Below are 12,068 nucleotides of genomic sequence, written 5' to 3'. Positions count from 1 at the left end.
CGTTTCCCCATGCTTTTTGATCTTTCGGCTGAAGCGGTGAAGCAATCAGGGCATGCACGGCAAAAACAGTCAGACGGTTCCGTGCACCGATGCTCGTCCTTTGCTTTCTCATCATTCCGCTTCATCGTCCCGCTTCATCCCTTGCTTTCCATAAGTTTTACGTAATCCGCCAGCAGCCGGTAGGACCGTTTTCTGGCCTCGTAATTCGAAGTAGGCGTCAGAATCAGGAACTCTTCAAGGCCGTATTCATCCTGCCACTGCTTCAACTGCCCGGCCGCACGCCCCGCCGTCCCGCGGAGGTTATGCTTCCGTGGGGCTTGTACGGACGTATCCGGCCGCGCTTTCCGGCTTTCTTCCGCCAGCTTCTCCGCTTCCTCCGCCGTATCGGCGCATAAAACGCTGACCGCAACGATCGCTTCCGGCCTGGACAGCCGTTTGGAAGGCACAAAAGCCTCGCGGTAGGAAGCGATAGCCTGGCCGGGATCCTCGTCGCTCATAAAGGCGCCGAATACAAACCCGCAGCCGTTTTGGGCCGCATAAACGGCGCTTTTGCTTGCGGTCCCCAGCATCCAGACTGCCGGGGGCGCCGCCGGTACCGGCTTGGCCTGGACAGGCCCTCCGTCAGAGGCATAAGTGTCTTCAAGCAGTTCGATCAAGGCCTGCACCGACTGCTCCATGCCGTAAACGCGCTGCAGGAAATTCCCGCTGAGCGCCATAGAAGCATGGGCCGGTCCGCCTGGAGCGCGGCCGATGCCCAAATCCATCCGGCCGGGATGAAGCGCCGCCAGCAGCCGGAACGTTTCGGCTACCTTCAGCGGGCTGTAGTGCGGGAGCAGCAGCGCCCCCGTCCCCAGCCGGATCCGCCGGGTAACGGCGCCGATGTGGGCCAGCAGCACCTCGGGCGCCGCGCAGGCCAGACCGGGCAGGTCATGATGCTCCGCTGCCCAGTAACGTTCGTAACCGGCCTGCTCGGCTAGCTGGGCCAATTTTACCGCTTCGGATACGGCCTGCTCCGCCGAAGCCCCTTCCGCCTGCGGCACCAGGTCCAGCACGCTCAGCCGGAGCGGCCGCACCTCATTGTCTGTTTGATGTTTTGTCATTTTTCTATTTATTCCTTCCACTGGTTCGGGCTTGAGCCAAAACAGGGGCGGCCGGCAAGCTGCTTTATCGAATTCCTAAAACAACCATACCTATGCCTTCCAGATCGAGCCGGCCCTCCTCAAGGCCGACAATCAGGTTTTCTCCGAACCGGAGCTCCCACTTGCCCAGCTCAGGCAGGTTCACCGTAATCCGCTCCCTATTGGCGTTATAAATCACGTATAAATGCCGGTCCGGATCTCCCCCCGCATGCTCCCTTAACGTGTAGGCTACGGAATGGTAGGGAGACAGCTCGAAGCGCAGATGCTGACGGATCGAATCGGCGTTTTGAAGCCGGAAAGCCGGATGTTTTTTACGCAAAGCAATGAGTTCTTTCAAATAAGAGACGTCTTCCCGATGCACGTTGCAGCGGTCCCAGTCCAGCCGGTTGACCAAATCCTCGGCGTTATAGCTGTTCTCCACGCCGTCTTTTGTCCGGAGAAATTCCTGTCCCGCGTGAATAAAAGGGAGGCCTTGGCTGGTGAGGATAATTGCCGAACCGAGGCGGTGCATCGCCGGTCGGAGCAAAGCCGCTTCGCTGCCGGTGGACATCACGATTTTATCCCACATCGTATAATTGTCATGGCACTCCGCATAATTGACCGATTGGACCGGCTCAAGGGCAAACCCTCTGATTTCTTCATTATAAGGAATGCTGCCGACTATGGCTTTACGGATTTGATTCTCAAGGCCGCCGGTCCCCGTAATAAAACCTCCGTCATGGGGATTAAACACGTCGCCTTTAACGGCATTGCGGATTAAATCGCTGAAATGGCCGATGCCCGGCAGCCGGGCCGCATTCGCCATGGAGGCCTGACGCTCGGGCGCAAGCGCGGTCGGAATGTTCCAGCCTTCCCCGTAGAGGAGGATCGACGGATCCAGCTCATCCAGCCGCCGACGGAGCTCCTTCATCGTTTCCACATCCAGCAGTCCCATCAAATCAAATCTGAAGCCGTCAATATGGTATTCCTTTGCCCAATACAAGACAGAATCGACTATAAATTTGGTTACCATCGGGCGTTCCGAGGCCACGTCATTGCCGCAGCCCGAACCGTTTGAAAAGTGCCGGTCAGGCGTATAACGCAAATAATAACCGGGTACGAGCTGGGTAAAGTGAATCAGATGCCCATCATAAACGTGGTTATAGACCACATCCATTACAACCCGCAGTCCACGGTCATGCAAGGTCTGGATCAGGTGTTTGAGCTCCCGGATCCGCACGGCCGGATCATAAGGATCCGTGGCGTAGGAGCCTTCCGGCACGTTATAATTTTTGGGATCATATCCCCAATTATACTGGGGTTCATCCAGCCGGGTCTCATCTACGCTTTCTGTCGCGTAATCGTAGACCGGCAGCAGCTGAACATGCGTAACCCCCAGGTTGGCGATGTGGTCCAATCCGGTCGGAATCCCCCCGGGTCCACGGGTGCCGCTTTCGCTTAGGCCCAAATACTTTCCTTTATGCCGAACCCCGCTGGCCGGATGGATAGTGGCGTCCCGGACATGGATTTCATAAATCACTGCATCCAGATGCGAGTCAAGAGGCGGCTTGTCGTTTGTCCACCGCGGCGGAACCGTACTTTCAGGAGCCAGGATGCAGCCCTTATCGCCGTTGACGCCGACCGCCCTGGCGTAAGGATCCACGGCTTCGTGCAGCTCGTCGCCTATTTTTACCGTATAAGTATAATAAAGACCCGCCAAATCTCCGCCGGCTTCCAGTACCCAGGTCCCTTTAACGTCCCTGCGCATCCTCCGCCTATCCGCGGCGGCCGAATCCCAGCTCTCGTACACATTCACCCAGGCTTCGCCCGCCGTAGGGGCCCACAAACGGAATTTGGTTTGTTCTTCCGTATAAACAGCGCCAAGATCATTTCCGTCATAAAAATAGGCTTCATCAAACGCGGCGTCAAATACGCTCACTCCCCCGGTAATGACGGGATCTCCGTAATTGCTGGTCATCTGCCTTTCCTTCTGAACGGACAACGCTAAGTTTCCTCCCCTTTATCAGTTCCATGCCGCTGCTGATCTCCTGTGCATGAATCCTGCTGCTGATCTCTTCCATTTACAATATGTACATTATAATTCACGGTGAAACCGAAAAAAAGCCGGACCATGCAGGCGGTTTGCGCTTAAAGCCTCGGTCGCCTTCACCCGCTTTGGTTTGCCTTTCCTTTTTATAACCCATTTTTGCCTCCGCAAAAACCGGTTTCTAGTTCGGCCGAGCCACCGCGCTGTCTCCTTCGCTCCTTTTGGCACACATTGACAATCGGAGAATTCCACGATTAATATAAGTGGGATGATTCTCCGCTTAATAGCAGCGCAGGGAAAGGGAGAAAACAAGAACAACAAAATAGGGAGAATAACAACCATGTCCAAGAAAACAACCAATCGAAAAATGGTGACCGTCGCCATGCTTGTGGCCATTTTGCTGGTCGCCATCGATGTTACGGTCGTCAGCACGGCAACGCCGGAAATCGTAAGCGACCTCAGCGGATTGTCCTTAATCAGCTGGGTTTTCGCCATTTATACGCTCACCACTTCGGTTACCACTCCGATTTACGGGAAGTTAGCCGATTTGTTCGGGCGGAAAAACATTTTTATCATCGGCGTCGTTTTGTTTGTCGCCGGCTCCATGCTGTCGGGGGCGGCACAAACGATGAGCCAATTGATCTGGTTCCGGGCGATTCAGGGAATTGGCGCCGGAGCCGTTATGCCCTTGACCTTTACCATTATCGGGGACCTCTATCCGGGCGAACAACGCGCGAAAATGCAGGGCGTATTCAGCTCGGTCTGGGGAATTGCCGGCCTGCTCGGGCCGCTTGTAGGCGGATTTTTTGTGGACCAGGTCAGCTGGCGCTGGATTTTCTATATCAATCTGCCGATCGGGCTGATTTCACTTGTCCTTATCGTCCTCTACTTTCATGAGTCGCTGGACAAGAAGTCGACCCGGAACATCGACTATTGGGGCGCGCTTACTTTTACCATCGGCATTTCCGCTCTTTTGTACGCGCTGCTTAACGCCGGCGAAGGACAGAAATACGCCTGGAATTCAGGCCCGATCTACACCCTGCTGGCCGTAGCGGTCGTGTTTATGGCCCTCTTCGGCTACATCGAAACCAAAGTGAAGGAACCGATGCTCCCGCCTTCCTTGTTCCGGATTCCGGTTATTTCGGTCTCCAACCTCGTGAGTTTCCTTACGAGCGCTATCGTAATTGGGGTTAACGTTTATTTGCCGATGTGGATTCAGTCCATTTTGGGCCACAGCGCCACAAGTTCCGGCCTGACCTTGATGCCAATGTCGGTTGCATGGCCGCTGGCGGCTACGTTTGCCGGACGTTATATGTATAAAATCGGGTCAAAATTCACGGCCGTAGCCGGTTCCGTCCTGATCGCCCTTGGCAGCACCTGGCTGATGGCCCTGGAGCTCGGATCGCCGTATTGGTATTTTGTCGGCATCATGATTGTGATCGGGCTCGGAATGGGATATGCCACCACGCCAACAACCGTGTTGATTCAATCCGCCGTCGGCTGGGAGCAGCGCGGGGCGGCAACCGCGTCGAATACCTTCATGCGTTCGATTGGACAAACCGTCGGGATCGCCGTATTCGGATCGATCTTCAACACTTCCATTCTGAATTATGGAAAAGAAAACACGGGCGGGACAGCCGCCCACGGGGAAAATGTCAGCATAGAAGCGCTGGCCCACGGCATGCATATCGTGTTTATCGTGGTCTTTTTTATCGGACTTTCAATCGTCCTTTCTTCCCTGCTGCTGCCCTCCCACAAGAAGGTATTGGAGCACCAGCGACAGGTGCAGCAATAGGAAAAGCACGCATGGATCACGGGGCACACAGATCACGGATCCTTCCGGGATTCGTTTTCCCTTCTTCCGGCATCGGCAAAAGGAACCTCTCCCTCCCCTGCATAAACAGCAATAAGCAAAAAAACCGCAAGGCATTAGCCTTGCGGTTTTTTCTAGCTTTTTCGATCAGCCGTGCTCCGGTTCTTCGTCCAGCAGGGACGCCTCCACCATATTGATAAACTGGCGCAGTTTGTTCGCGACCGAACGGGAGATGCTGCCTTTCTCATACATCGTTTGCACTTCGTCCCGCTCGGCCTGTACGGCCTTCATTCTCAGCTCTTTCTTATGCTCCTTAAGTTCAGGGGAATCATCGAGCTCTCTTGTGGCGGTCAGCCGGTAAATCATTTCCTTGTACCGGGTAATCACTCCGGTGGAGATCATCCGGTTCTCGGCGCACAGATTGTCGGAAATGGCCTGGATGGCCGCCTGGCAGGTCTTGACCTTGGCATTCTTATATTCGGCAAACCGGGCTTTCTCCCTGTGCAGAGCCGACGGGCGGAACAGCTTGTTAAAGACCCTCCGGAACAAAAGCACAAAGAAAGAAAAACGCATTCTGAACTTTCTCCGTGTCGTCAGCATATATTCCATCTCGTCGATCATATCGTAAAATTTGGAGGCAACCTCTTCGTCAAGTTCTCCCCGTTTGACCAAAGCTGCAATTTCAGCGCGTTCCGCTTTGACGCCAAGCAGCCGGACCTCGCATTCCGTTTCCCGGAACTCGTCAATGTCCTGCACCACGAGGGACTGCATTTCGCGGATTTCCTGATTGTAATACGAAATCAGCTCCATAGCGGCACGCTTATTATCGTCCGTCATCTCGTCTTTGGTGACGGCGATCGCCTTCTGCAGCAGCGCTACCCGTGCCGTAACTTCCTGCTCCTTCTCCTCCTGGACATCTTCCGCATTAGGACTGCGGGAGAGCAGCGGGAGCACGATGCTGGCTACCAGCAGGGTAAACAGAATAACGCCGGCGGCTATAAAAATAATGAGGTTGCGTTCCGGAAAAGCGTTCCCGCTTCCGAGAAAAAACGGAATGGAAAACGCACCGGCCAGCGTAACCGTCCCCCGGACCCCGGACAAAGCCGTCAACAGCGACGTTTTGAACCGGTGCTGATCCAGCTCGGTATGCTCCTGGTTGTCGCCGTTCCCCACTCTCCAGAACAAATACACCCAAACGAACCGCAGAGCGAGCAGCAGCAGGGAAATTTCGGCGATATAACCAAGCACCTGTCCGTTGCTGAAGGACGGATCCTGGAAAATCACCCTGGCGACATCCGGCAGCTGCAGGCCCAGGATGACAAACACCAGGCCGTTCAGTAGAAAAAGGATGACGGACCAGGTGCTGTCGGACGTTACCCGCAGGCGGTAATGAGGCGAGCTGATCCGGTCCGTATCCATCGAATGGACAAGGCCTGCGGCCACAACGGCCAGGATGCCGGAAACGCCGAGCTCCTCGGCGTTGATGTAGATCAGGAACGGAGTCAGGATCTGCACAAGCATCAGCAGCGTCACGTCTTCCATGCCAAGGCTGCGGATCCAGGCCTGCAGGCGAAAGATCAGCAGCGCCAACACGGCCCCGATCAGCAGCCCGCCGATCGCGATCAGGAAAAAGCTGAGCGTCGCGTCGGCAAGCGAAAATACGCCGGTGACGGCCGCGGCCACGGCAAACTTAAACGCGACTAGGCCGGAGGCGTCGTTCATCAGCGACTCGCCTTCCAGCAGGCGCATGATCCGTCTCGGCAGCTTGATCCGGCCGGCCAGCGAGCTGACCGCTACAGCATCGGTCGGCGACAGGATGGCCGCGAGCGCAAACGCCGCAGCCAGCGGAATCGACGGAATCCGAAAATGAATGAAATAGCCGGCGACTACAACTGTCGCAAATACAAGGCCGAGCGCCATGAGCAGGATGGACGCGCGCAGGCTCCACAGCTCGCCTCTCGGCGTTTTTTTGCCGTCATTATAAAGCAGCGGAGCGATGAACAGCACAAAAAACAGCTCCGGATTCAACGGCAGATGAATATACGGCGGAATAATACTGATGATTGCACCCAGCGCAATCTGAAACAAGGGCACCGGCACAAACGGAGCAAAACGGTTCAGCAGATTGGATAAGCCGACCAGCCCCAACAAAATCAAAACGGTAAAAAATATCTCCATGGGACGGATGGGGCCCCTTTCCTCAATTTTGAAATGTTCTCTTTTCAATTATATCCACTTCGGGCGGATTGAACATGCCTCTTTTGCAAAATCGGATCCGTGACTGTGTAATAAAAATATAACAAAGCCGTCCGTAGTCCTGTCGGAACGGGCGGCTTCGTGAGCGCGGAAAACCTTCAACTATGCCTTCCTGTCGGCTAGGCTTTGGCCTTGGCGAGCAGATACAGGAAATAAGGCGCGCCGATGACGGCGACTACGATCCCGGTCGGCACCTCGCCGGTGTGCATCACGGAACGTCCGATCGAATCGCCGACCAGCACCAGCAGCGCGCCCAGCAGCGCCGAAATCGGCAGCAGCTGCTTGTGGTTCGGACCAGCCAGGCGTCTGGCCAGGTGCGGACCGATCAAGCCGACAAAGCTGATCGCTCCGCCGGAGGCCACGCAGGCAGCCGCGAGGCCGACGGCCGCGGCGAGCAGGCCGAAGCGGTCTTTTTCCAGATTCGCTCCAAGTCCTAAAGCGGTCTTATCGCCAAGCATCAGGATATTCAACACTTGTGATTTATAGATCACATAAGGGATAAGGATCACAATCCAAGGCAGCAGGGCCAGCACGTAATCCCAGGTGGTGCCGCTGATGCTCCCGGCCAGCCAAATGTAAATGGACTGGTATTTCTCCGGCGTCAGCCGCACGGCCAGAACGATCATCGCCGCGCTGATGCCGGCGGCTATGCCGATGCCGTTAAGCACCAGGCTGGTCGGAGACAAACCCTCCGATTTCTTGGTAGCCAGGCTGTAGATCAGCACGGCCGTCAGCGCCGCGCCGGCAAGCGCGCACAGCGGCATCATAAAGGCCGTCCCCAGCGTCACAACCGGAAAATACGACGCGTACAGCATAATCGCCAAACCCGCACCGGCGTTGATGCCCAAAATGCCAGGCTCCGCAAGCGGGTTGCGGGTCAAGCCCTGCATAATGGCACCGGAGACGGCAAGCCCTGCGCCGATCAACACCGAAATGACGATCCTCGGCAGCCGCAGCTTGAACAATACCAGGTGCTGACGGGCGTCCCCGCCGCCGAACAAGGTTTGGACAACCTCCCCCGGCGACATCCGGACGGCGCCCAGATTCATACTGATCAGAAAAACCGCTATAATAGCGGCCACAAGCAGGATGGCGATTCCTATCGCTGTCCTGGACCGCCGGTTCAGGTGGCTGTAAGGAGAACTTTTCATCGCATTTCTCTGCCTCCTTTACGGACCAGATACAGAAAATACGGAACGCCGATCAACGCGATCAAACCGCCGACCGGCACTTCCTGCAGCGGGTTGATGACCCGGGAGCCGATATCCGCCACGACAATCAGCAAAGCGCCAAACATGCCTGAGCAGGGAATTACCCACCGGTAATCGACCCCGACCAGGTAACGTACGATATGCGGAATCAGCAGACCGAGAAAACCGATCACCCCTACGGCGGAAACCGCCGCTCCGGCGAGCACCAGCACAACCAGCGTGCCGCCCAGACGGATTAGCCCGTTCCGCTGGCCGAGCCCGGAGGACACTTCGTCGCCCAGACTCAGCACCGTTATGGAGCGGGATAAGCAGATCGCCCCGATCAAAGCGGCGGCCACCCACGGGAACATAATTTTCACCTGGGTCCAATGAATGCCCGCCAAGCCGCCCGCATACCAGAAGGCCAGGTCCTGCCCGATTTTGAAATAAACGGCGATGCCTTCGGCCAGGGCGGAGAGCAGCGCGCTGACGGCCGCGCCAGAAAGCGCCAGCCTCATCGGCGTCAGCCCCGCTTTGGACAAAGAGCCGATCCCGAATACCAGCCCTGCCCCGATTCCGGCACCCAAAAAAGAAAATAAGATCAAACTTGTATAGGACATATTCGGGGAAAAAGCAAACACGGCGGCGAGCACAAATCCCGCCCCGGAGTTAAGCCCCAGCAGCCCCGGGTCGGCGATCGGGTTGCGGGTCATGCCCTGCATGACCGCGCCGGAAACCGCAAGGCCCGCGCCGACCAGAACGCCGGCAAGAGCTCTAGGCAGCCTGATTTCGCGGATCACTTGGTGGTCCGTCACATCCGGATTAAAGTGAAACAAGGCCTGCCAAACCGTCCTGAGCGGAATGGAAATCGAACCTACCGAAATGGAAAACAGCAGCGCCAGGACAAGCAGCGCCGCTCCGCCGATCAATATCGTAACGGCCGCCAGCGGCCGTCCTTTCGGTTTATTATGCTCCGGAGCGCCTTCAGTTCTCGTCTCCGCAGGATTTGATGAGGTTGCTTCCATCATCCATCTGCTCCTATCTGCCTTGCTGTCAATTATGTATACATGACAAGCTGATTTAACCATGCAACTTCCATTTTATTGATAATCATTCTCAGCGTCAATCTTTTTTGCTCGCACAGGCAAAAAGAGGCCCCCCCGAGGCCATCACCTGGCCGGGGCACCTCTCTTTGTAATGACGTTACGGATTACGACGCACCGGATTCACCTTCCAAATTTCAGAAGCATATTCGCGGATCGTGCAGTCGCTGGAAAATTTGCCAGAGTGGGCGATGTTCAATATCGCTTTTTTCTGCCAATCCGGTTTGTTGCGGTAAGCCAGGTCGATGTTCAAATGGGCTTCGATGTAACTCGAAAAATCCTTCAGCACAAAATATTCGTCATTGTGGTCCAGGATGGATTGGTAGATGTCCCTGAATTCATTTTCCTGGGAACAGATTAATCCCGGCGTGATCAGCTGGTCCATTACCTCGTGAATACGGGAGTCGCTGTTGTACGTATCCCAGGCAGAATATCCGCCGTACTGATAGAAATTCTGCACCTGTTCCGCGCTCAGGCCGAAGATAAACATGTTTTCGTCACCCAGCATCTCATACATTTCCACGTTGGCGCCGTCCATGGTGCCGACTGTCAATGCCCCGTTCATCATGAATTTCATGTTGCCGGTTCCCGAAGCCTCCTTGCTGGCGGTGGAAATTTGTTCGCTGACGTCGGCGGCCGGAATGATTTTTTCGGCAAGGGAGACGGAGTAATTTTCCAGGAAAATGACCTTAAGCACCTCCTGCACCGATTTATCTTTGTTAATCCGGGCGGCAACCGTATTGATCAGCTTGATGATCCGTTTAGCCAAATAATAACTCGGCGCGGCTTTGGCTCCAAAAATAAAGGTCCGCGGCACGATGTCCATATTCGGATTTTCCTTAAGCTGATTGTACAAATGGATGATGTGGAACACGTTCAGCAGCTGCCTTTTATAGGCATGCAGGCGTTTGACCTGGATATCGAACAAGGAACCCGGATGGACGGTAATGCCCTGCTTCTCAAAAATATACTGCGCCAGCTGTTCTTTGTTTTGATTTTTGACCTTGGCGACCTCGTTCTGAAAGGCGGTATCCTTGCAGCATTTGATAAGGCCGTTCAGCTCCTGGGGATGTTTGACCCACCTTGTGCCAATGCATTCGGTAACGAGGGAGGCCAGCCCGGGATTGGCGTACATTAGCCAGCGGCGGTGCGTAATCCCGTTTGTTTTGTTGTTGAAGCGTTCGGGATACAGCTCGTAAAAATCTTTCATTTCCCGTTTCTTCAAAATCTCCGTGTGCAGCGCCGCCACCCCGTTGATGGAATGTCCGCCGTGAATCGCCAGATGCGCCATCCGGATCTGGTTGTTGCCTATGACCGCCATGCGGGCCACCCGTTCCGGCTGATCCGGATAACGTTCGTTTAACTGGATCCGGAAGCGGCGGTCGATCTCTTCAATGATCATGTAAATGCGCGGGACAAGCTCCTTGACCATCTGCTGCGGCCATTTCTCCAATGCTTCGCTTAGAATGGTATGGTTCGTGTACCCGACCACTCTATTCGTAATGTCCCAGGCTTCGTCCCAGCCGAAACCGTTGTCGTCGATCAGGATCCGCATCAGCTCCGGAATGACCAGGGTCGGATGCGTATCGTTGATCTGAATGGCGACTTTGCTCGGCAGCTCCGTAAGCGGAAGGTTCAGCTTGCCGAACGTCCGCAGCACGCTTTGCACGCCGGCCGAGCACAGGAAATACTGCTGCTTTAGCCGCAAAAGCTTGCCGTCATAATGGGAATCGTCCGGATACAGGAACTCGGAGATCGACTCTACCGAACGGTTATAGTCCAGATATCGGTAGTAGCTGCCGTCCTGGCCGGAGGGCTGGCGGAACGGGTCCATCATCGATTCGGCGCTCCAGAGCCGGAGCGTATTGATATGCGGGTGCCCGTAGCCGATGATCGGCACATCGTACGGAACAGCCCGGACCGCCTCATACTGCACGGTTTCAAAGATCAAACGGCCCTGGACCTCGCGGGTCACGACATTGCCCCAGAAGCGAACCTCGACCTGCTTATCCGGCCGGCGGATCTCCCATTCATTGCCCTTCTGCAGCCAATAATCCGGCAGCTCCACCTGATTGCCGTCCATGATTTTCTGCTCAAATAATCCGTATTTATAACGGATACCCGTACCATGCCCGGCATATTGAAGGGAAGCCAGCGAGTCCAGGAAGCAGGCGGCAAGCCTGCCCAGTCCTCCGTTCCCGAGTCCCGCGTCGCTTTCCTGCTCTTCGACTTCATGAAACGGATAACCCAGCTCGGCCAGGCCTTCCTTAACCGTTTCCAGCACGCCCAGGTTCAGCAGATTGTTTCCCAGCAGCCTCCCGATCAGGAATTCCATGGAGAAATAATATACCTGCTTCTCCTTCTGCTCTTTATACAACGTATTGGTCTGGGCCCAATCCCGGCCGACCTGTTCGCGGATCATGCCGCTGATGATTTTGTAAACGTCGGCCTCCGACGCTTCCTCCAGCGGTACGCCCAGTTTATCCACCAGCTGTTTCGTAAAAGCGCGCTTAAAGCTTTCTTTGTCTTTAAACAAGGTCT

At 55.4% G+C, this 12,068-nt stretch carries 7 protein-coding genes; 1 reads left to right on the top strand and 6 read right to left on the bottom strand.

The genetic code is table 11. The features are described 5' to 3' along the window. Window positions 1-134: 134 nt before the first annotated feature. The gene (locus AC3ZPD_RS01120) at window positions 135-1,100 is read right to left on the bottom strand and encodes an MsnO8 family LLM class oxidoreductase (RefSeq protein ID WP_490982424.1); all 966 of its coding nucleotides are present in this window, start codon (window positions 1,098-1,100) and stop codon (window positions 135-137) included. A 64-nt stretch (window positions 1,101-1,164) separates the two neighbouring features. Continuing rightward, window positions 1,165-3,096 (bottom strand): type I pullulanase, encoded by a 1,932-nt coding sequence (gene pulA / locus AC3ZPD_RS01115; RefSeq protein WP_490982423.1) that lies wholly within the window; start codon window positions 3,094-3,096, stop codon window positions 1,165-1,167. Between the two features lie 409 nt (window positions 3,097-3,505). Between pulA and AC3ZPD_RS01110 the strand changes: the two genes are divergently transcribed. Next, entirely contained in the window at window positions 3,506-4,960 is a 1,455-nt protein-coding gene (locus tag AC3ZPD_RS01110; RefSeq protein ID WP_490982422.1) for an MDR family MFS transporter, read from the top strand. A gap of 165 nt (window positions 4,961-5,125) precedes the next feature. Here AC3ZPD_RS01110 and AC3ZPD_RS01105 read toward each other — a convergent pair whose 3' ends face one another. The 4 genes from AC3ZPD_RS01105 to AC3ZPD_RS01090 all read right to left on the bottom strand — a co-directional run bounded on the left by AC3ZPD_RS01105 (window position 5,126) and on the right by AC3ZPD_RS01090 (window position 12,063). After that, window positions 5,126-7,156 (bottom strand): Na+/H+ antiporter, encoded by a 2,031-nt coding sequence (locus tag AC3ZPD_RS01105; RefSeq protein ID WP_490982421.1) that lies wholly within the window; start codon window positions 7,154-7,156, stop codon window positions 5,126-5,128. A gap of 197 nt (window positions 7,157-7,353) precedes the next feature. After that, a complete protein-coding gene (locus tag AC3ZPD_RS01100; protein WP_490982420.1) occupies window positions 7,354-8,385 on the bottom strand; it encodes a FecCD family ABC transporter permease in 1,032 nt (343 codons plus the stop codon). Next, window positions 8,382-9,452 carry a FecCD family ABC transporter permease gene (locus AC3ZPD_RS01095; protein WP_490982419.1) on the bottom strand — a complete coding sequence of 357 codons (1,071 nt, stop codon included), beginning with the start codon at window positions 9,450-9,452 and terminating at the stop codon, window positions 8,382-8,384. The genes AC3ZPD_RS01100 and AC3ZPD_RS01095 overlap by 4 nt, the downstream gene beginning before the upstream one ends. Before the next feature lie 175 nt (window positions 9,453-9,627). Beyond that, on the bottom strand, window positions 9,628-12,063 hold the full coding sequence (locus tag AC3ZPD_RS01090; protein ID WP_490982418.1) for a glycogen/starch/alpha-glucan phosphorylase: 2,436 nt from the start codon (window positions 12,061-12,063) through the stop codon (window positions 9,628-9,630). Between the last annotated feature and the right edge of the window lie 5 nt (window positions 12,064-12,068).

This window comes from Paenibacillus mobilis (assembly GCF_058267595.1).
Note: the sequence above shows the minus strand (reverse complement) of the source record. Positions and strands in the feature narration are given on the sequence as shown.

What these genes read in the sequence shown, in the direction of transcription:
- AC3ZPD_RS01095 (WP_490982419.1), bottom strand. Translation starts at nt 9,452, where the DNA reads ATGATGGAAGCAACCTCATCAAATCCTGCGGAGACGAGAACTGAAGGC.
- AC3ZPD_RS01120 (WP_490982424.1), bottom strand. Translation starts at nt 1,100, where the DNA reads ATGACAAAACATCAAACAGACAATGAGGTGCGGCCGCTCCGGCTGAGC.
- pulA (WP_490982423.1), bottom strand. Translation starts at nt 3,096, where the DNA reads ATGACCAGCAATTACGGAGATCCCGTCATTACCGGGGGAGTGAGCGTA.
- AC3ZPD_RS01105 (WP_490982421.1), bottom strand. Translation starts at nt 7,156, where the DNA reads ATGGAGATATTTTTTACCGTTTTGATTTTGTTGGGGCTGGTCGGCTTA.
- AC3ZPD_RS01110 (WP_490982422.1), top strand. Translation starts at nt 3,506, where the DNA reads ATGTCCAAGAAAACAACCAATCGAAAAATGGTGACCGTCGCCATGCTT.
- AC3ZPD_RS01100 (WP_490982420.1), bottom strand. Translation starts at nt 8,385, where the DNA reads ATGAAAAGTTCTCCTTACAGCCACCTGAACCGGCGGTCCAGGACAGCG.